Here is a 20441-nt window from a genome sequence, read left to right on the forward strand (position 1 = left end):
GCGATAGCGTAACTCACCTGTTATCTGTAGGTGATGCGTTAGGCTTAACACCATAACACACCCTACTGAATAATTTATTTTTGGGAAGTCCAAATGAGTCGAGAAAACAGCTAGAACTTCTACTGTAAAACTGATTCAACAACTAGCTATATTATTCAATAAGGTCAATCATGAATAGAAGGGCTGGTTTGCAATTCACACTAATTTTGTGATCGCAGGTGGTGACAACTTTGATTAAACAAGTTTTCCTAGAAGTTAAGACTTTCAGATGGTGGTCTGAAAGTCTTATTTTTCAGACTAAAACATAAATATATGAGAAATTGAGGAACAGCCATGCTAGGAAATGAGCGGGAAAAAATACGCCATCTGTTGGTCATCAAAGACCTGGAAGGGAGGCGAACTGTCCCCTTGCGAGAGACTACTTATTCTCTGGGGCGGCATCCTGCAAACACTATTATCTTGGCTTCTCGGTCAGTATCAATGCAACATGCAATTTTATTGCGAGTAACTGTTCCAGAGACTGACCAATATGGCTTCCAGATTATTGATGGCAACTATAAGGGTAAAGGAAGTACTAATGGCTTATTTATAAATGGCGCTAAATGCTTTTCTCATAACCTTAGAAATGGAGATGCCATTGCCTTTGGCAGCAATCAAGCTCAGGCTAAATATTATGCTATTTCCAACATTTCAGAGCAAGCATTCTCTGAATCTTTTGATGTTGAAGACTTATCTGGTTTCTTATCAGAGCAAGCCAGTCCTGCCAATCCTTTTCAAACCCTAGCTATCGATCCTGGTTTTGAAGCAGCTAGTGAGTCTGCCTTAGCTCGCCTAGCATCATTCCCTGAACTCATCCCCAATCCAATTATTGAGATGGACTTCGAGGGAATAGTGACTTATCTCAATCCAGCCGCAACTCTCAAGTTTCCTAACCTCAGAGAAGTTGGGACGCAACACCCAATATTAGCGGGACTCCTGAATACAGTTAAGAATCTAGAAAAAAATTCTTTTGTGCGCGAAGTGGAAGTAGGTACAGAAGTTTTTGAGCAATCCGTTCTCTACCTGCCTGAAAGTGATTTAATTAGAACTTTTATTATTAGAGATATTACGGAGCAAAAACAAGCTACAGCCGAACTGCGTCAGCGCGATCGCTTGCTACAAGCTGTTGCAGAAGCTGCCAATTATTTGCTAGGAGAAATGAATTATGAAACTGGTATCGATCGCGCTCTAGCTCTACTGGGTGAAGCTGCCCAGGCAGACCGGGCTTATCTCTTTCAGAACCATCTCCATCCTGCTACAGGAGAAATAGCTGTCAGCCTCCGGTTTGAATGGACGCAATCTTTGATTGAATCTAGCCACCACTATTGGCAGAATCAACCTTATCAAGCTTCTGGATTAGCCCGTTGGCACGCTGTTCTCTCTAGCGGCCAGTCGATTAGCGGCCTCACCTCAGAATTTCCTGTCGCCGAACAAGAATTCCTGATCAGAGATGGCATTCAATCCCTTCTCTTGGTGCCTCTCCGCTTAGAGAACGAGTGCTGGGGATATATTGGCTTGGCAGACTGCACCTTTGAGCGTCATTGGTCAAAGCATGAAGAATCTAACCTGTTGACAATGGCCGCCAGTATCATTGGTGCGCGGCAGCGTCAGCAAGTAGAAGAGAAGATTCGCTATCAAGCCCTTCATGACATGCTGACAGGGTTGCCCAATCGCCTACTATTTAGTGAACTGCTCAGTAAAACTCTACCGAACGCCACGCGGAATAACGAAAGTTTAGCTGTAATCTTCCTCGACCTAGATCGCTTCAAGGTCATTAATGATACTCTGGGGCACACTTTGGGCGATCAATTGTTGAGAAGCGTCTCTCAAAGATTACAAGACTTACTCAGAGGCGGAGACACTATAGCCCGATGGGGAGGCGATGAGTTTACTATCTTGCTCCCGCGAGTCAATGATATTGAAGAAGTAACGCAGGTGGCGTACAGAATCTTACAAACCTTAGAAGATCCTTTCCATCTCCAAGGGCATGAACTTTATGTGACTGCCAGCCTCGGTATTGCGTTGCTTGATAGCAACAGTCCTGATGGCGAAACACTAATCCAGCACGCAGATGCCGCTTTATATTATGCCAAGGACAAAGGGCGGAATAACTACCAATTTTATAGTGTTTCTCTAAGCGCCAAAAATCCCGAACTTCTAACTTTAGAAAAGAGTTTGCGCTATGCCCTAGAACGTGAAGAATTTACGGTGTACTATCAGCCCCGTGTGAACACTGCCACAGGACAAATTACTGGTATGGAGGCTCTGTTACGTTGGCAGCACCCAGAAATGGGATTAGTTGCGCCCAGTGTCTTCATTCCCCTCGCTGAAGAAAGCGGATTAATTATCGCCATCGGCGAATGGGTGCTACGGAAAGCGTGTATCCAAAACAAAATCTGGCAAGATGCAGGATTGCCACCTATAATGATCGCTGTCAATCTTTCTCTGAAGCAGTTCCGCCAACCCAAATTGGTGGATATTATAACCACAGTTTTAGAGCAAACAGGTCTAGAAGCCCGCTTTTTAGAATTAGAAATTATGGAAACCACAGCCATTGAGGATTTAAATTTTACTAGAACGGTATTAGAAAATCTAAAACAGATGGGTGTTTACATCTCCATTGATGACTTTGGTACAGGCCATTCCTCGCTTTCGCGCTTACAGCTTTTGCCACTCGACAATCTGAAAATAGATCAGTCTTTCATTAAAGATTTGAAGCCCGATTCTAAAGTAGCTCATATTATCAAGGCCATAGTTACCTTGGGACAAAGCTTGGGATTGAAGTTAACAGCCGAAGGGGTAGAAACAGAGGAGCAATTCGAGTTCTTGAAATCTATCAACTGTGATGAAATACAGGGTTATTTATTCTACCGCCCACTTTCTGTCCTGAAGGCTACAGAAGTCCTCGAAAGTAAACGACCAACTCTCTAGAGCATGGATTTAGGATTGATGGTTTAGTAGATTTTAGTAGATTAGGTATGTATTGGACTCAAATAAGAAGCGCTACATAGCGCTTCTTATTTCCAACGGCGATTTTGTAGGAGTAAACTACACCTTCAGATTCTGAATTAGACATCGCATTGCCAAAGTTTGATTGTCATGTCTCTACTACCACTAACCAAAGTTCTACCATCGGGGCTGAAAGCGACGGAGTTAACCCAATCTGAATGGTTATCCAAAGTATAAAGTTTTTGTCCAGTGCTAATATCCCAGAGCTTCACAGTATGATCTGCACTACCACTAGCAAGATGTTGGCCATCGGGGCTAAAAGCCACAGACCAAACATAATTATGATGTCCTGCAAGTGTGTTAATTAGCTTACCTGTACTGATGTTCCATAACTTGATAGTCTGGTCGTAACTGCCACTAGCTAAAATTTGTCCATCAGGGCTAATGGCGACACAAGTCACGTAACCTGAATGCCCGTTGATAGTTTGCAGCAGTTTTCTACTCTTCAAATTCCACAACTTAATGGTATTGTCTGCACTACCACTGATTAAAATCTGCTGCTTTGGGCAAATGGCAAGGGAGTAAAGCAAGTAAGAATGACCTTTGAGGACGTGTAGTAATTGTCCCATATCTATATGGGAAATCTTGATAGTGGTGTCTCTACCGCCACTTAGGACAGTCTGACCATCTGGACTAATGATTACAGAAAAAACTGGGGTTGAATGTACTTTGAGGGTGTTGAGTAATTTACCCGTAGACACTTGCCAAATCATCATGCTGCTGTCGTCACTGCCACTAACCAGAGTTTGGCTATCTGGACTAAAGGCTATACATCTTACCCATTTTGTATGACCAGTGAGAAGATGTAGTAATTTACCTGTGTCGAGATGCCAAATCTTAATAGTATTATCACTACTTCCACTAGCCAGAGTTTGCCCATCTGGACTAATTACGGTTGTGAAAACCCAGTTAAGATGAGTCAGGGTGTGTACACACTTCCACGGTGAAGGTTGAGACTGTGATTCAGGTGGTGGTGTTGGTGGCTTTGATGGTGGTGATGTAGGTTTGGGCGGTGCTTTTTTCTGTTCCAGTTCTGCGGCATTTTTAAAAGGTGAAGGTTGAGACTGTGATTCAGGTGGTGGCGGCGTTGCTGGCTTTGGCGGTGGCGATGTAGGTTTGGGTGCTGCTTTTTTCTGTTTCAGTTCCAGTTGTATAGCATTTTTGAAATCTGACTCGGCTCTATTTTCATATCCTAGTTTCGAGCAAGCAAGCCCTCTATATTTATAGGCTTCAAAGTAGTTGGGGTTGAGACGAATCGCTTGGGTAAAGTCTTCAATTGCTTCAGTATATTTTCCTCTTTGAGCTTTATCCAAGCCCCGTTTATAGAAACTTTCAGCATTGGATGGAGTGAAATCTATTTTGATAGAAGTAGAAGCAGATTGATTTGTCTCACTTGGCGGATAAGATTTTAACCTTGCATAAGCTTGATTAATTTCTTTGATTTTTTCTTCCGCTTCTAGCTTTTGCTGTGGTTCAAAAAAACAATCTGGATGCCAAGTCTTAGCCATCTGGCGGTAAGCTTGCTTGACATCATCAACAGATGCACCTGGTTTTAACCCCAGAATATCGTAAACATGATTTATATCAAAGCGATCGCTCATACTAGAAAATCAGCAGCAAATCTCAATATACTTAGTATTCCCAAGTATAAGTATTGTCTAACTCAAAGTATGGTATCGCCGTCTGAGCGGTTTTCATCTCCAACGCTGATTTAGTCGTAATATCTTTTTAATCCCCTGACAAAATCTTTCTAGCAGAGGTCTAGGCTTTGATACATATTTAGGCGATCGCACTTTCCGTACAGCGCCCGGATTTCTTAACTCTTGTTCTATTTGTGCAGCTTTATTTAAATCGGAAGCGGCTCTATATTCGTATCCTAGTTGAGAGCAAACTAGCCCACGATATTTATATGCGTCAACATAGTGAGGATTGAGACGAATTGCATGGGTAAAATCTGCGATCGCATCTTCATATCTTCCTACCGTGGCATTTTCTACTCCTAAAGTATAGAAAGCTTCTGCATCCCAACGATTGACAGATATTTTTGTGGGATTTTTAGGCGAAGATGAAAATGGATTTTTAGAAGTGGGAGGTTCCGATGGACTTTCTGATTTGAGTTTGTTGTAAGCTACGTTAATTAATTTGATTTTTTCCTCAGCTTCCTGTTTTTGCTTTGGATCGAAAAACCGATCGGGATGCCAAATTTTCACCAGTTTACGGTAAGTTCGCTTCACCTGTGCTTGAGACGCACCAGGTTCCAGCCCAAGAATTTCATAAGCATCATTGATATCGAAGCGTAGACGTTTTGGCTTGTCGTTAGACATCGCGCATACTTAAAAAATCGGCAACTATATACTATGTTAACTATTCCTCTAAATTTCCTCCAATCAACCCAAACGCCCCATTCTGGTTATCACTGGGATGGCGGTAGTCGCCGCTTTTTTGAGGGTTGGTATTACCGCGTCACTTTGCCGGAAATTGGGCAAACCTTCGCCTTTATGTACTCCATTGAAGACCCCATCGGCGGTAAACCTTACAGTGGCGGTGCAGCCCAAGTCCTCGGCCCAGATGATGAATATTTATGCCGGACTTTTCCTGATGTGAAGAAATTTTGGGGTAGTCGGGATGTTCTGGGTTTAGGTCATTGGGGTAAAACGGATTTGCAAATTGCTCCTCTGTATCTTTTACCAGCAGAGTTTGAGCATCATGTTCAAGAAGGATATCAAGCTACAGCTACCTTGAATCAGGGAATTATCCGTGACTATGCTACCAATAATTATTGCCGTTGGGAGTATGAAATTCAACCAGTATACGGTTGGGGTAATAAAAATAGTATTCAGCAATCAACCGCCGGCTGGCTCTCATTCTCGCAGATTTTTGAACCAGGATGGCAGATTTTGATGGCTCACGGTTTAGCCAGTGGTAAAATTGACTGGAATGGTGAAATCTACGAATTCACCAACGCCCCAGCCTACGGCGAGAAAAATTGGGGTGGTGCTTTTCCCCAAAAATGGTTTTGGATAAATTGTAATTGCTTTGAAGGCGAACCCGACTTAGCATTAACTGCTGGCGGTGGACGGCGGGGTGTGCTGTGGTGGATGGAATCTGTAGCGATGATTGGGTTGCACTATCAAGGTAAATTTTATGAATTCGTTCCCTGGAATTCACAAGTAGACTGGGAAATTCAGCCTTGGGGTAGATGGCAAATGAAAGCTACTAATTCTAATTATGAAATTGAATTGACAGGAACCACAGATTTACCTGGTACACCTCTGCGTGCGCCTACAGCAGAAGGTTTAAAATATTGTTGTCGAGACACCATGCAAGGAAAGTTAAATTTAGAGTTACGAGAACTAAATGGGAGAAAATCTCAAATAATCTTGAAAGCGGAAAGTTTTCTTTGTGGTTTAGAAGTAGGTGGCGGCTCTTGGGATAATCTTTGGCAGTCTCGCTAAAACTACTGCTATAATCATATATGCTTCCTAGTTGGGGTTGTAGCTCAGTTGGATAGAGCGGACGCCTCCTAAGCGTCAGGTCGTGCGTTCGAGCCGCACCAGTCCCGTAAGCAAACAAATCTCTATGACCTTGATTAATAGCAGGTCATAGGGATTTTTATTTTTTTCTGTAGTTGCTGGAAAAGCAAATGCCAAAGCTGCTTTAATCCCTTCATCGGTAAGTCGTGGATGCGCGATGATTTTGTATTTCCTGTTTTTCTAAAGTTATTTCTATTAAACATCAGTAGAAATTAGAATACATCGCAAGTCTTTATCAACTACATTTAAATTTTGTTTAATTAATTCAACATATTTACATAACTGATGTGAAGCGTTTTTTGCGGAAGAATTGTTTGTTTTGATTTCTATAATCACTATTAGACCAAACTTATCTCTAGCTATGATGTCAACTAAACCATCTGAACCAGAAATATTTGGTAATTTAAATTCTGTTTGGATCGCATTTAAACCATCTTCAATTAAATGTAAATTATTTACGAGGAAATCCCTGATTTTGCTTCCTTAGTCATATAGAGTTATTGTTGAAGCTTATAGTTTATTTTGTGGTGTTAGTTAGATACAGCATAACTTCTACTTACTTAGATGTCAGTATAAAAATCTTTTTTTTTAATAAAAGCTATGGATACGGTGAAGTGTGCATTGTTCATTTGAAATTAACAATCTGAATGGCAACAAACTCTCTATCACCTACCAGAACACAAGGCGCGATCGCTCTTTGTCACCTTCTGGTTAGTCTGCAAATAATCGTGTAACAAATGGCAACCCCGCGTGAGTAAATTTTCGAGTTGGATATCTGCCAAATCTTGGAAGATTACTGTGCCATTACCACTACCCGCAGCCAAAATCTTACCATCAGGACTGAAACTAACGCTGGTTAACTCAGCTTCATAGCCTTTCAAAGCAATTAGTAATGTCCCTTCTCGGTTCCAAATCCTCACTTTGTCATCACTACTGGCGGCTAAAGTCTTACCATCGGGGCTAAAACTCACACTGATGAAGCTGTCGCCATCTCCCGCAAGAGTATTTAGGATATCACCGTCCCGACTCCAAAGTTTGACGGTGCTATCAATACTAACTGAAGCAATTACTTGACTATCTGGCGACCAAGCAACTCCATTTACCCGGCGGATATGACCAGTTAAATTGTATAGTAATTTACCCTCTATACTCCAGATTTTCACGGTTTTATCATCACCGGCTGAGGCTAGCAATTTACCGTCTGGGCTAAAACTTACCCAATTCACTGCATCTTGATGTCCTTGCAAGGTGTTGAGTAGTTTACCGTCTCGACTCCAAAGTTTTACTGTTCTATCTTTACTAGCTGAGGCAATTATTTGACTATTAGGCGACCAAGCTACACCCAAGACGGTACTATTATGACCCTGTAAAGTGTTGAGCAGTTTACCGTCAACACTCCAAAGTTTCACTGTTTTATCTTTACTAGCCGAGGCAATTACCTTACCATCAGGACTAAAACTAACTCCCCAAACTTGACCTTGATGCCCTGTAAATGTACGGAGTAGTTTACCGTCTAGACTGAAGAGTTTTAAAGTTTTGTCTCGACTCGCGGCTGCTAAGGTGCGATCGCTTGGGCTAAAACTGATGCTAGTTATCCAGTCATCATTATCGGCTTTGGGCTTTCGCAGTAATACATCGTCCCAATGCCAGAGTTTAATAGTTTTGTCCCGACTTGCAGAAGCTAGGGTGCGACCGTCTGGGCTAAAACTGACGCTGTTAACCCAATTATTATGTCCCTTCAAGGTTCCTAATAATACACCTTCAAAACTCCAAAGTTTGATTGTCTCGTCGGTACTTGCGGAAGCGATGGTGTTACCATCACGGCTAAAACTAACGCTGGTAACTCCACCACTATGACCTGATAAGGTTCGCAGTAATTTACCCTCCAGATTCCATAGTTTGATTGTCTGGTCTAAACTAGTAGAAGCGATAGCTTTCCCATCGGGCGACCAAGCAACACTCAAAACTGCATCATTATGTCCCTGTAAGGTTTTGAGCAGTTTACCATCCCGACTCCACAATTTCACCGTCTTGTCACCACTCCCGGAAGCAATGGTTTGTCCATCGGTTGACCAAGCGACACTCAAAACTGCACTATTATGTCCCTGCAAGGTTTTGAGTAATTTACCATCCCGACTCCACAGTTTTAATGTCTTGTCTGTACTTGCTGAGGCAATAATCTGTCCATCTGGGCTAAAACTGACACTATTCACTACACCCTGATGCCCTAATAGAGTAGCAAACAGTTGACCCTCTCGACTCCAAAGCTTCACCGTCTTGTCTTGACTGGCGGAAGCGATCGTTTGACCATCTGGGCTGAAACTAACGCTATTAACGACATCTTCATGCCCCGATAAGGTTTTAACCAAGCTACCATCAGGATGCCAAAGTTTAATTGTAGTGTCGGCGCTGGCTGAGGCAATTACAGAGCGATCTGGACTAAATGTAACACTATTTACTCCTGATATATGCCCTTCCAAACGGTTATATTCTCTCAACCCAGAAACTGCTTGATAAAGTGCCGTTTGTACTTCTTCTTTTGTATAGGAATCTACCCAGACTGTCTGTTGTAATTTCTTCCCTGCCTTTAAACCTTCTTTTAAAGCATCAATACCTTTTTGCGAGGCAAAGAGGGCTTCACTCGATGCACTAAGAGTTTTAATTTCGCTATCGACTGCTGTCACAATGGAAATACTTAATCCTAATATAGCGAGAACAGAAGCAGTCAGGGCAATTTTCAAGGAACGATTTAATTGAGCTTCACTAAGTCTTTGTCTCTTTTGACTTTCTGCAAGTTTAGCTGTTAATTCTTTTTCTTTTAGTTCCGCTCGTAATTGCTCAATTTGTAACTGACTCAATTCTTCCCGCTTGTGTAATTCTCGCAGTTCTGTTAATAAGTCTAATCCCTGCTGGGGATGAGTATCTGCCAATTTGAAGCGCTGCTTTTTTTGGCTAAGTTCGCTTTTAAGTCGCTCAATTTCAGCCTTACTTTGTTCTACTTTATAGCGCAACTGATTTAGTTGTACCTGTAAACTCGATTCCTGCTGTTGCAGGTAGCGAATTAAGTCTACTAAATAATCGTGAATCAGTTGATAGCGTTCGGGTACATCAGGGAATAGTACTACCAAACCAGAGCTAACTAAAATATCTAATACTAACTCTAATTTACCAGCATCTTCTAACTCTGCTAACTGTGCCGTCAATTCAGCACGAGTTTTAAACGGTCGGTTGTTACCTTCATCTGTTAATAAATATAAAACGAGTAAGGCGGCTCGTTCATTTTCAGGGCCGCAGTCTTTAATCAGTTCCTTAAGATATCGCTCAATAAGTTTGTTGGGTCTATATGGCTGATATTCTTCTAATGTAGTAATGCGCTCATCTTGAATTTGCGCTCCCACAACTTGCAATTCAATAGGGCGGACTTCGCCAAATTCTGTGGATAAATCTTCGACTAAGGCATCAATTAAAGCAGGTTCTAAATTAAACTGCGATCGCTCGGTCAATTTTCGGATAATTGCTTTGGCATATTCTGGCGAAAAGTTATTCAACTGGTAGCGAATATGCTTGTCGAGAATATTATTATTTATCGCTTCCAGTGCTGAAAGATGTTTAAAGTCTAATAACCGATGTAAATAATCTTCTCGCAAGGAAAGGATAACTTTGACAAAGGGGATATTTAGGCAATCACTAATAAATTTATCAAATTCTTGCTTCTGCTTGCGATCGCTATAACCAAAGAAAAACTCTTCAAACTGGTCAAAAATTAAAACTGTGATCAGATGGTTATCAGCATTTTGTTTGAGTTGTTGTAAAATTGTCCCAATTGCGATGGGTGTGCCAGAGTAAGGCAAAATCTCCGGTTCAATGGCTGCTTCTGGCTTAATATCAGCGTAGATGGCAAGGGATGCGTCACTAGACATCGCCTCACTTAAAGATTTCCCTAATTCCCGCGCCCAATCGGTATAAACTTGCAATACCACAGGTATAGCTATTTGGTCGCCAACGGCTCGATTTTGCAGGGCTGGAACTAAACCCGCCGTCACAGTGGAACTCTTACCCACGCCCGATTGACCGTGAATCACTGTCAGCTTTTGATCGGCGCGGCTAATTCTGCCAATTAAGTTATTAATATCACGTTCCCGACCAGAAGCTGCAATTTCTAAAGCAACGCTACTACTCCCAGAAGGTGCCATCAATGCTGGGTTTGTCGCCTGTCTTTGCGGTTGCAAACGCCCTGCACCAATAAAAGCCCGAAAACCATACTGCTGCTCAACAGAACGCCGTTTTTGGCGAATGTAATAGGCTTCTAAATAGCGACCTTCTTCAAAATATAGCGATCGCAGTTTCCGCAATAAGCGAATATAACGATGGGCATCGTATTGATGAGAACTGTTTTCTAAGGCTGCTGGTAGTTCTTTTGTTGCCTTTTCTAAATATTCACGAGCGATTACTAGTTCACTTAAATTTCGCTGTGCTTTCGCCAACACTAAATAGTAAACTTGCCCCAGCAATAGGGGAAATAAGCAGTTATAAGGGTCATTCTGCTTTTGGGCTTCGGCTAATTTTAGCAGTGATACGTGTGCTAAAATGCTCGCCTGTACCCACCGCGACTGCTGCACAGCGACTTGCGCCAGAAAACCGTAGTCACAAGCTAATTGAATTTGACTACCATAAGTTTGATGCAACTCCAAAGACTTTTGAGCAACTGTCTGCAACTCTTCCCAGTCTTGCAGATATTGCAAAACCTCAGCAAGTTGACCAATAAATCCCGCGACGATATCTAAACGCCCAGCCACCTGCAAGATATTCAAGCATTGCTGAAAATAAGATTTTGCTGTGAGCCAATGGCGACGGCTTTCTGTTTGATTTTGCTCTGCTAAACGGCAATAACACAGCCCAATATAAAACAGCAAAATTCCCTGTCGCAGCAGTAGCGGCGATGGAGGAGATGGAGGTGTAGACGAAGAAAATACTCCCTCATCTCCCTGATCTCCCCCCATTCCCTCATTCTCTTTTTTTGCCAAATTTTGCCAAACTTGAAAGCTTTGCTGAAAATGCCTTAAAGCTGTATTAATGCGATCGCTAATATAATTATCTAGACCAAAAACAAATTCTAAACTAGCGTATAATTCTGGCTCTAAAGTAATACCACGCTCGTGCAACTCTTTGATGGCAAAGTGGAGTTCATAGCTATGTTTCCAGACTTGCTCGACAGTGGAATAATGCTCTATAACTTGAGTGATTTGGTGTTGTCTTGCATCAGTTGCTAACACCGTAGCAAATAAAGAATTAGTTTCCTGTTGCAAAAATTGCAGCAGTGATTGAGTTGTCATCTCAAACCGAATCGGTGTAGCCGCCCAACTAGCAAAATCTGGTGCTAAACGCACTACCTTTTGCAAGACTTCCTCATTTACCCACAAAATCATCGGAAATGGGTGGCGTTTGCGAAATTCATCACGAATATGATTGATTGACCTCAATAAATCATCGATTCCATCTACTGACTCTAAACCCAAAATCATCAACGCCGATGGCGGATTATCCAGAGTTACCAGTTGTAAATGAATACTTGTGTAAAGGCTTCTCGCATTATGTGGCAGAATTACCTTTTGGATTTGGTGTACTCCTGAAGAGAGTTCTTCGAGTCGTTGCAACATAAGCTCTTGCAAAACCCGATAATTGCAGCACACCAAAACTAGGGAAAATTGACCGCTAGAAAGGGCAATTGCTCTCCCCAAACTTCGTAGAGAACGCTCATTAGCTGCTCTTATATCTGCCTGTGGGTGTCGTTCAACCATGATTTAAATTTTTCCGTCTCTGCTAAAACTGGGTTGACGGCAAACCAAGCTCCCTGATGATCGCGGTATTCAAATACAAATAAACTTCGCAATAGGGTGTGGTACTCTATATCACCTCTTACCCGTTGCTGTTGCACCACTTGGAAGATTAGTTCCCACTCATGAGGGTCGATCGCATTAGCTCGGTAATCTCGCTGTCTTTGAATCACCAAATCGACACACTCCCGCTCAAAAGGTGGATCTTGTTCTCGCAGACAGTCAAAGAGTAACCCTAGCAAGTCGCGGACATGACCACCACTAATTAAGCACAAGCGATCTAAGGTTTCCAGACTATCAAATACTTCTGTAATTAAGCCTAACCGATCGCCAGGTAAAATGTCTGGAAAAGCTCTAGCTAGTACCATTTGCCGTAATAATGTTAGCCCTTGAGGAAAAATCTCGCCAGAGCGCAGACGTACAGGGATCATTGGTAAGACTTTTGGTGCGACTCCTCCCCCTAAACGATGTTGAAGTTCGGCGCTATCGTTAGAGAAAGTCAGGGCTAAGGGAATAGTGTAGACTACGTGACAATTTAGTTTGCGTAACTGTTCGCCCCGTTCAATAAATAAATATTCTGGCAGCGATCGCCCCGATGGTAAAGGTCGAATTGCGACTCTATCCAAGTTATCAACAATAACCACCAGACCTTTTTTACCTCTGGTTTTCAGTTGCTTGTTGGCAGGTTCTAGTAATTCTTGATTAATTGACTGTAAAATATTTGCTGTTCGCGGTTCCAGATAATCCCTTAAGCGCCGCCGCAATTGTGGACTTTCTTTTGCTTTAGCTGTAATTTTGCCAATCCCCACAGATAACTCTGCTTCTACCCCAAGTTCAATTGGGGTGTGCAAGAAATCCACAAGTTCTGCAAACAATTTGGTAAAATAACTAGGTTTGAGCCTGATTTTCATGGCTTCTAGGCTTTCACTCACTTGTCCGGCGATCGCCAACAAAATATCAGTCACATCCACATCTGCCATTTCTAAGACATGGGTAGACTCAAAGTAGACTACATGAAATTGCTGTGCTTCTAACTCAGCTTTGAGGCGTAACAACTCCGTTGATTTTCCACAGCCGAGATGTCCTGTAAATAGCTGACAAGTGGGAATATCTGGCGAGATTCGAGCGATCGTCCGCTGCAAAGCTTCGATGATTTTACCACCCCGCACCGCAGCAAAATCGATATAGTACCTGCGATCGCTGGGGTTTCCTATAATTAGAGGTCTGCTCGGATTGCAAGCCTGATAAAATCTTTCTAAATCTAGGAGCATAACTAATCAAGTTCACTCAAGAATGGGGATAGCAAAATTTACTAAATAAATATATTGATTTTAGGGAATTTATGCTTTACTTTCATCTAACTACTAACTAAACTAGCAGCATTTCGGATAATTGTTTATATCCAGGTTAGATGTAGAACATAGTAATGTTGAGATTTTGTTTAAAGTAAGCAGAAATACCCCTATAAGTACAAATAGCCAAAATCTCTAACCTTAAATAAGGTACTCTTATGAATATTAAAAATATCCAACACAAAAAAAGGTACTGTTAGGTACAATTTTGTCGCTCTCTTGAACCCATCATCAGCTTGAGTTATTAACCAGTTTCTGTTAATTTTGTCAAAAAATAATCTACAATCCTTACATAATCAGACTTTTAACAAAAATATTACCTTCAGTTCAGAGTTGATTTTTGACAAAAATCATGATTTTTATCAATAAAATCATGATTTTGTTCACAACAGCCTTTGTATTTAGAGTGACGACCCCTGAAGTATTGACGATCGGGAATCTACAACCCCATTGAGTATAAAATTATCTTGTCATGTAGCCTATCAGGCAAAATATGCTTTAGCACCGCTCCGAGTTTGGCATCTTGTCCAACGAGATAGCGCGTCTTGGGTTGCTTTGCAGTCAGCGCATGAACAACAGTCTGAGCGACAATATCCGCAGAAATTCCCTTAGATGCGAGAACCTGCATTTTCTTGCGGACAATATTCATCGCTTGACCGTAGAGATTTTGTGCCGATTGTGGTAAGTCGTATTGTGCTACTTCAGATTGACTTAAAGACTTTTCCCAAATTGGGGTAGCAATAGAACCAGGTTCAATAATTGAAACCGAGATTCCCCAGGGTCGTAACTCCATCCGCATCACATCAGAGAGTGCTTCCAAGGCAAATTTAGAAGCATTGTAAGCTCCTAGAAACGGTGTAGGACTCCTACCCGCAATGGAACCCATATTGATAATTCGACCCCGACTTTGGCGTAAAAGACCAAGAAATGCTTGTGTCACAGCTAATTGTCCGGTGACATTAACCTGCATCTGGTGTTGAAATTCTGCGATCGCTAATAATTCTAAAGGCCCAGGCACAGCAATTCCCGCATTATTCACCAAACCTAAAATTCCAGTACCACCGACTGCATTTGTTACCCGATCGACTGCAACTGCGATGGATTCAGCGTCAGTAACATCTAAAAAAATCGGAATGAGTCTTGGCGATCCTTTCTGTTTAAGTGTTTGAGCATCAATATCTTGACGCACCCCAGCAAAAACAGAGAAGCCCAACTGGTCTAAAAGCAAAGCACACGCTTGACCAATTCCTGTTGATGCTCCCGTAACCACGACTGTACCTTGATTTGCTACAACCATTAATTTTCTTTTTTTATGATGGGACTGCCGTAATTACATCTACTTATTTCCTACCTGCTACCTCCTTCCGATCAATCTTTGCAAGTACCAAACCGAAGACAATCTTCAGTTTGGTCATCTCTAGCCGATATTTGCCACGGCAATATGCGTGAGTCGGCATTTGGACTGTAAGCAATTAGAGCAGCTATTACGGGAAACTCGTCTTTGACAATTGTCACGTCACTACTATAAGTATTGCCTAACTCAACATTGTATAAATAAACAGGCAATGCCATTAAGGCAATGCAAATTGTCCGGTTCATACCCAACCTCAGCTAAAAATTTCCGATTGCGCTATGTATGTATAGATGCCACCTTGATGAACCGGATTCTTTAAACTGAGTATTATTTATGTTGATGTTGTGTGAATTTACCCAGCGTTACTAGTAGTGTATCAATTTCAAATTGATAGTTAGACAATCTCGCAGTAAGGATTTTAGCCCTTGTTCTTTAAACACCAAAGTGCTTACTACAAACCATCAAAACTAGTTAGACAGACTACTAGCCGCAGAGACGTGATTTATAAATTATCGGTTCCACCCTTTTTTAGGTTAGGCATTGCCTACAAGATGGCTTCCTACTAACTTATGCAGATGCAACCCCAAAAAACAGGACAAAAAACCCACAGCATCCAAAAACATATCTTGGTAGCTGCATTCCCCGGATAAAATAATGAAGAGTGCTGAGTTTAAAATTCTGAGTAAAAAATTTTGCTCATTATTCAGCACTCAGTTACAAATGTTGCCTACTAGCTGACTCATGCCGCCTTCACAAGACGTAGATACTGTAAACGTTCCCAACATCGACCCAGAAGGATATGGCAACTCAGACACAGATCCTCTTGATGAGTTGCCAGGTGAAATCGAAATGTCCCTTTTCGACCACCTAGAAGAGTTGCGACAGCGCATTTTCTATTCGCTGATTGCCGTAGCGGTAGGTATTACTGGCTGTTTCTTTGCCGTTAAGCCAATTGTCCAGCTACTTGAGGTTCCAGCCCAAGGAGTAAAATTTCTCCAACTTGCACCCGGAGAATATTTCTTTGTCTCCATCAAGGTTGCAGCTTACACTGGCTTTGTACTTACTAGTCCTTTCATTCTTTACCAAATTATCCAATTTGTGATTCCAGGATTAACTCGCCGCGAACGCCGTTTACTGGGGCCTGTGGTTTTGGGTTCGAGTGTACTGTTTGGCGCTGGGTTAGTATTTGCCTATTTACTGCTTATCCCCGCAGCTTTGAAGTTTTTCATCAGCTACGGAGCGGATGTAGTCGAACAACTTTGGTCAATTGATAAATATTTTGAATTTGTGCTACTACTGCTATTCAGCACTGGTTTAGCATTTCAAATTCCCATCATCCAATTGTTGCTCGGTAATTTGAATATTGTCTCGTCTGAACAGATGGTTTCTGGTTGGCGTTACGTAATTATGGGAGCAGTGGTTTTAGGAGCCGTTCTGACACCTTCTACTGACCCCCTAACTCAAAGTCTTTTAGCAGGAGCAGTTTTAGGGCTTTATTTCGGCGGTGTTGGACTGGTGAAGCTCACAGGGAAGTAATATAGGTTACAGGGAATAGCTAAAAAGATGTTTATGCTGAGTTTTTGACCAAATGTTTATTAGCTATAGTGATTTTGAAAAAATCGAGATTCATGTTGGCAAAATCATTAAAGTCGAAGAATTTCCTAGAGCAAAAAAACCAGCTTATAAATTGTGGATAGATTTTGGCGATTTGGGCATTAAAAAATCTAGTGCCCAAATAACTAAACTTTATGACCAAGAGAAATTAATCAACAGATTGATATTAGCTGTTACTAACTTTCCACCCCGTCAAATAGCCAATTTCATCTCAGAAGTTTTAGTGTTGGGAGTCGTTTTAGACGATGGAGAAGTTGTATTAATTCAGCCAGATACAGATGTAGCGGTAGGGAAAAGAGTTCTATAGCACATTATGGTATTTTTGGATAAAACTACTGTAAATACTCAGAAATTGAATTTATTAACATTAATTCAAGAGTAGGTCATAATATCCATTCCGAAGAGCGTTCACCCAAATCGAGAGGAATGCTAACAGCTTTACCAAGTCGGGGGCGATCGCGCGTTTGGGTAATAAATGTTTGTACCTGTGTTGACCCACCCAAGGCATGAAGATAATTAGCAATGCCGTCAAGATGCTCTTGGTACTCCACCTCACTCAAGGGAAAAGATGCTTGCTCCAAATATTTCCACATTACTTGCAAAAATATCTTTCCCTGCGCCCGTCGAAGCTGGACATCATAAGAATATCCCCACTTATCAAGCAACATCTGACGTAATTCCTGTCCTGTCATAGCTTTTCTCAATCAGATTTTACATTTAGTTATGATGTTAAGTTCCGTGACTCCAGTATGATAAGGATATAAAGAAATGTAATGCTAACAGAAAAGATGCTTGATATATCTTGGAACAAAGAAGTATGGCATCCTTGTGAGCGCTAGCATTTCGACTTAGACAAGAGTTCCTCAAGTACAGTACTTTTGTCAAAATGCTTAACAAAATACACAAAGAGCGCGTAGATTATGGCTCAATTTTCTGAATCAGCAGACGTGCCCGATATGGGTCGTCGTCAGTTCATGAATCTGCTCACTTTTGGGACTGTCACTGGAGTAGCTCTGGGTGCATTGTATCCCGTTGTCAACTACTTTATTCCACCTGCAACTGGTGGTGCTGGTGGCGGTGTAACAGCAAAAGATGAGCTAGGTAACGATGTTAGCGTTGCAAAATTTCTAGAAAACCGGAATGCAGGCGATCGCAACCTAGTCCAAGGACTTAAGGGAGATCCTACCTATATTGTGGTAGATAGCAAAGAGGCGATCAAAGATTATGGCATTAACGCCATCTGCACCCACTTAGGTTGTGTCGTCCCCTGGAACATTGCTGAGAACAAATTTAAATGTCCTTGTCATGGTTCGCAGTATGACGAAACTGGTAAGGTTGTTCGGGGACCAGCACCGCTATCTTTGGCTTTAGCCCATACCAATGTAAGCGACGACAAAATCGTTTTGACTCCTTGGACTGAAACCGACTTCCGCACCGGTGATGCACCTTGGTGGAGTTAATAATTTTGTCCTTAGTTCTTAGTCATTCGTCCTTTGTTCAGGGCTTAATGACTAATGACTAATGACCAATGACTAATGACTAAATTCAATCGTTGCCCTTACTAGAGATGAGAAATGTTTTCTTAAAAGCGAGGTTAACTCGCAGTGCTAGAGCGATCGTCAAAACATTGCTCATAGCGATCGCTACTGTGACATTTTACTTCACCAGCGATCTAGCCCTTCCCCAATCAGCTGCCGCCTATCCATTTTGGGCACAGCAAACCTATCCCGAAACCCCCCGCGAACCAACCGGGCGGATTGTTTGTGCCAACTGTCACTTAGCAGCCAAGCCAACAGAAGTGGAAGTTCCGCAATCGGTGCTACCTGACACTGTATTTAAAGCTGTAGTGAAAATCCCTTACGATCTGAGCGCCCAGCAAGTTGGCGCTGATGGTTCTAAGGTTGGCTTGAACGTCGGTGCTGTACTGATGCTACCTGAAGGCTTTAAGATTGCTCCCGAAGACCGAATTTCCGAGGAACTTAAAGAAGAAATTGGCGACACAACCTTCCAACCCTACAGCGAAGACAAAGAAAATGTCGTCATCGTCGGTCCTTTACCCGGTGAACAGTATCAGGAAATTATCTTCCCAGTTCTTTCTCCCAACCCCGCAACCGACAAAAACATCCACTTCGGTAAATATTCAGTTCACGTAGGTGCTAATCGGGGACGCGGACAAGTTTATCCTACTGGCGAAAAGAGCAACAACGCTGTTTACAACGCTTCCGCTACTGGCACAATTACCAAGATTGCCAAAGAGGAAGATGGAGATGGTAATGTCAAATATCTAGTTAACATCCAACCTGAATCTGGTGATGTTGTCGTTGATACGGTTCCTGCTGGGCCAGACCTGCTTGTTTCCGAAGGGCAAGCAGTTAAGACTGGTGATGCTTTGACCAGCAACCCCAACGTCGGTGGATTCGGTCAAATAGATGCAGAAATCGTACTGCAAGATTCTTCTAGAGTCAAATGGATGATTGCGTTCACCGCTCTTGTAATGTTGGCTCAAGTTATGCTTGTGCTGAAGAAGAAGCAGGTTGAGAAAGTTCAAGCTGCTGAGATGAATTTCTAAATTCTTTGCTAAATCATTCATTGTAGGACAGGCATCTTGCCTGTCTTTTTTATATACTATGCTTTCAAGTCTGCATATAGGACTCAGAGGTTTATATGCAATTTGCTTTAAAAGTATATCTACTTAATCAAAAATTCTTATATTAACTTCTAGTCTTTTTTTATTGAATCTGTTATAGTTTAGTTGTAAGTTATAACAGTTGTTATAACAAAGCATAACTTCTTAGATCAAATTTGTAGTGTCTAGGTATTCTATTTAAATGCCTAGAATCTTCCTAGTGAGGAATTAGCTCATGGCTGTAAAAAGTTATCCCGTAACTCATGCAAAGGTAGGAAATCAAGATGGGTTTCGCTTACCTCGCGCATTCTCTAAGGATTATCCCCATTTAGCTAATGCTTCAGGTCATATTGAAGTGCTATCTGATAACACGTTCTTAGTTAGATTAGAAACTGATAATGTTGATGAAGCTGATGGAGATGAGGGCATTATGATGAGCCTTTTTCTTGACTTTCTCATGAAGGATGCTATGCAAAACCCTTCTAAACTCGTTCCTTATACTCAAAAAATGAGCGATGAAATGGATGATTTACTGGCTGATGTAGTTATAGATTAATGGCTGCATTTGATTGTAATGGTTGGCAGATTTTTTTCTACCCATTGTTCGTTAAACAATGGGTAGAATTGCGTAATAGGGTTCGTGTTTTAAAAAATGAGTTACCTAAAGAAGAATTTATTACACATTCAGATGTCAAATTCTTAAAAGCATTGAATATTGGCATTAAAGAAAAAATTCCTCAAGACCCTTTTGCTAGTCACTTTGCTTTACAAAAACCTTTGCAAAAGTATAGTCGTCTAAAAAAAATGGGGCTACCTGAACGATATAGATTATTCTTTAGAGCATTTAAAGAACCAAAAATCATTATTATTCTTTGGTTAGGTTATCCTCGGAAAGAAGGCGACAAAAAAGATTGTTATCAAGCTTTTACCAAAAAAATTGAAAATGGCGATTTTCCCGAAAGTATTGATAATTTACTTGCAGAATGTGAGTTAGAAAATGCTGATGATTAAAACTATGCTTGGTAAAACTTGAGTTTTGCTTTCATGAGCAAGGCAATCTCAAAAAAAAATGACATTCAA

Annotated in this window: 16 protein-coding genes and 1 tRNA gene; 9 read left to right on the forward strand and 8 right to left on the reverse strand. The window is 41.5% G+C overall.

Going from position 1 to position 20441, the window contains the following annotated elements:
• Nucleotides 1–333 precede the first annotated feature (333 nt).
• Nucleotides 334–2970 (forward strand): EAL domain-containing protein, encoded by a 2637-nt coding sequence (locus V7K55_RS08865; protein WP_334830244.1) that lies wholly within the window; start codon nt 334–336, stop codon nt 2968–2970.
• A 137-nt stretch (nt 2971–3107) separates the two neighbouring features.
• Here V7K55_RS08865 and V7K55_RS08870 read toward each other — a convergent pair whose 3' ends face one another.
• Both V7K55_RS08870 and V7K55_RS08875 read right to left on the reverse strand, forming a co-directional pair.
• The gene (locus tag V7K55_RS08870) at nt 3108–4649 is read right to left on the reverse strand and encodes a DnaJ domain-containing protein (protein ID WP_334830247.1); all 1542 of its coding nucleotides are present in this window, start codon (nt 4647–4649) and stop codon (nt 3108–3110) included.
• 93 nt (nt 4650–4742) lie between these two features.
• Nucleotides 4743–5372, reverse strand: coding sequence for a J domain-containing protein (locus V7K55_RS08875; protein ID WP_334830250.1), 630 nt, complete (start codon nt 5370–5372; stop codon nt 4743–4745).
• 33 nt (nt 5373–5405) lie between these two features.
• Between V7K55_RS08875 and V7K55_RS08880 the strand changes: the two genes are divergently transcribed.
• Both V7K55_RS08880 and V7K55_RS08885 read left to right on the forward strand, forming a co-directional pair.
• Nucleotides 5406–6503, forward strand: a complete 1098-nt coding sequence (locus V7K55_RS08880) for a tocopherol cyclase family protein (protein ID WP_334830252.1) — start codon at nt 5406–5408, stop codon at nt 6501–6503.
• A 33-nt stretch (nt 6504–6536) separates the two neighbouring features.
• A tRNA-Arg gene (locus tag V7K55_RS08885) sits at nt 6537–6610 on the forward strand.
• Between the two features lie 166 nt (nt 6611–6776).
• Here V7K55_RS08885 and V7K55_RS27495 read toward each other — a convergent pair.
• The 5 genes from V7K55_RS27495 to V7K55_RS08905 form a co-directional block, all read right to left on the reverse strand.
• Nucleotides 6777–7055 (reverse strand): endonuclease NucS domain-containing protein, encoded by a 279-nt coding sequence (locus V7K55_RS27495; RefSeq protein WP_442949075.1) that lies wholly within the window; start codon nt 7053–7055, stop codon nt 6777–6779.
• 191 nt (nt 7056–7246) lie between these two features.
• On the reverse strand, nt 7247–12379 hold the full coding sequence (locus V7K55_RS08890; RefSeq protein ID WP_334830254.1) for an nSTAND1 domain-containing NTPase: 5133 nt from the start codon (nt 12377–12379) through the stop codon (nt 7247–7249).
• Nucleotides 12349–13686, reverse strand: coding sequence for a P-loop NTPase fold protein (locus tag V7K55_RS08895; RefSeq protein ID WP_334830256.1), 1338 nt, complete (start codon nt 13684–13686; stop codon nt 12349–12351). The genes V7K55_RS08890 and V7K55_RS08895 overlap by 31 nt, the downstream gene beginning before the upstream one ends.
• A 520-nt stretch (nt 13687–14206) precedes the next feature.
• Nucleotides 14207–15064 carry an SDR family NAD(P)-dependent oxidoreductase gene (locus V7K55_RS08900; protein WP_334830258.1) on the reverse strand — a complete coding sequence of 286 codons (858 nt, stop codon included), beginning with the start codon at nt 15062–15064 and terminating at the stop codon, nt 14207–14209.
• Nucleotides 15065–15135: 71 nt separating this feature from the next.
• Nucleotides 15136–15366 carry a hypothetical protein gene (locus V7K55_RS08905; RefSeq protein WP_334830260.1) on the reverse strand — a complete coding sequence of 77 codons (231 nt, stop codon included), beginning with the start codon at nt 15364–15366 and terminating at the stop codon, nt 15136–15138.
• A 496-nt stretch (nt 15367–15862) separates the two neighbouring features.
• Between V7K55_RS08905 and tatC the strand changes: the two genes are divergently transcribed.
• Nucleotides 15863–16657, forward strand: a complete 795-nt coding sequence (gene tatC / locus V7K55_RS08910; protein WP_334830262.1) for a twin-arginine translocase subunit TatC — start codon at nt 15863–15865, stop codon at nt 16655–16657.
• A 52-nt stretch (nt 16658–16709) separates the two neighbouring features.
• Nucleotides 16710–17042, forward strand: coding sequence for a tRNA-binding protein (locus tag V7K55_RS08915; RefSeq protein ID WP_334830264.1), 333 nt, complete (start codon nt 16710–16712; stop codon nt 17040–17042).
• A gap of 76 nt (nt 17043–17118) precedes the next feature.
• Here V7K55_RS08915 and V7K55_RS08920 read toward each other — a convergent pair whose 3' ends face one another.
• A complete protein-coding gene (locus V7K55_RS08920; RefSeq protein WP_334830266.1) occupies nt 17119–17427 on the reverse strand; it encodes a DUF3067 family protein in 309 nt (102 codons plus the stop codon).
• A 228-nt stretch (nt 17428–17655) separates the two neighbouring features.
• Here V7K55_RS08920 and petC point away from each other — a divergent pair, with 228 nt between their 5' ends.
• The 4 genes from petC to V7K55_RS08940 all read left to right on the forward strand — a co-directional run bounded on the left by petC (nt 17656) and on the right by V7K55_RS08940 (nt 20372).
• Complete coding sequence (gene petC / locus V7K55_RS08925) at nt 17656–18195, forward strand: cytochrome b6-f complex iron-sulfur subunit (RefSeq protein WP_334830268.1); 540 nt, start codon at nt 17656–17658, stop codon at nt 18193–18195.
• A gap of 107 nt (nt 18196–18302) precedes the next feature.
• The gene (gene petA / locus V7K55_RS08930; RefSeq protein WP_334830270.1) at nt 18303–19304 is read left to right on the forward strand and encodes a cytochrome f; all 1002 of its coding nucleotides are present in this window, start codon (nt 18303–18305) and stop codon (nt 19302–19304) included.
• A 292-nt stretch (nt 19305–19596) separates the two neighbouring features.
• Nucleotides 19597–19917, forward strand: a complete 321-nt coding sequence (locus V7K55_RS08935) for a hypothetical protein (RefSeq protein WP_334830272.1) — start codon at nt 19597–19599, stop codon at nt 19915–19917.
• On the forward strand, nt 19917–20372 hold the full coding sequence (locus tag V7K55_RS08940; RefSeq protein WP_334830274.1) for a type II toxin-antitoxin system YhaV family toxin: 456 nt from the start codon (nt 19917–19919) through the stop codon (nt 20370–20372). Before V7K55_RS08935 ends, V7K55_RS08940 begins: the two co-directional genes overlap by 1 nt.
• Nucleotides 20373–20441: the final 69 nt, after the last annotated feature.

This window comes from Nostoc sp. (assembly GCF_036919895.1).
Lineage (GTDB): Bacteria > Cyanobacteriota > Cyanobacteriia > Cyanobacteriales > Nostocaceae > Nostoc.

Bases quoted from the DNA above. Each gene is read 5' to 3' on its own strand.
- V7K55_RS08865 (WP_334830244.1), top strand. From the start codon at position 334: ATGCTAGGAAATGAGCGGGAAAAAATACGCCATCTGTTGGTCATCAAA.
- V7K55_RS08870 (WP_334830247.1), bottom strand. From the start codon at position 4,649: ATGAGCGATCGCTTTGATATAAATCATGTTTACGATATTCTGGGGTTA.
- V7K55_RS08875 (WP_334830250.1), bottom strand. From the start codon at position 5,372: ATGTCTAACGACAAGCCAAAACGTCTACGCTTCGATATCAATGATGCT.
- V7K55_RS08880 (WP_334830252.1), top strand. From the start codon at position 5,406: ATGTTAACTATTCCTCTAAATTTCCTCCAATCAACCCAAACGCCCCAT.
- V7K55_RS08890 (WP_334830254.1), bottom strand. From the start codon at position 12,379: ATGGTTGAACGACACCCACAGGCAGATATAAGAGCAGCTAATGAGCGT.
- V7K55_RS08895 (WP_334830256.1), bottom strand. From the start codon at position 13,686: ATGCTCCTAGATTTAGAAAGATTTTATCAGGCTTGCAATCCGAGCAGA.
- V7K55_RS08900 (WP_334830258.1), bottom strand. From the start codon at position 15,064: ATGGTTGTAGCAAATCAAGGTACAGTCGTGGTTACGGGAGCATCAACA.
- V7K55_RS08905 (WP_334830260.1), bottom strand. From the start codon at position 15,366: ATGAACCGGACAATTTGCATTGCCTTAATGGCATTGCCTGTTTATTTA.
- tatC (WP_334830262.1), top strand. From the start codon at position 15,863: ATGCCGCCTTCACAAGACGTAGATACTGTAAACGTTCCCAACATCGAC.
- V7K55_RS08915 (WP_334830264.1), top strand. From the start codon at position 16,710: ATGTTTATTAGCTATAGTGATTTTGAAAAAATCGAGATTCATGTTGGC.
- V7K55_RS08920 (WP_334830266.1), bottom strand. From the start codon at position 17,427: ATGACAGGACAGGAATTACGTCAGATGTTGCTTGATAAGTGGGGATAT.
- petC (WP_334830268.1), top strand. From the start codon at position 17,656: ATGGCTCAATTTTCTGAATCAGCAGACGTGCCCGATATGGGTCGTCGT.
- petA (WP_334830270.1), top strand. From the start codon at position 18,303: ATGAGAAATGTTTTCTTAAAAGCGAGGTTAACTCGCAGTGCTAGAGCG.
- V7K55_RS08935 (WP_334830272.1), top strand. From the start codon at position 19,597: ATGGCTGTAAAAAGTTATCCCGTAACTCATGCAAAGGTAGGAAATCAA.
- V7K55_RS08940 (WP_334830274.1), top strand. From the start codon at position 19,917: ATGGCTGCATTTGATTGTAATGGTTGGCAGATTTTTTTCTACCCATTG.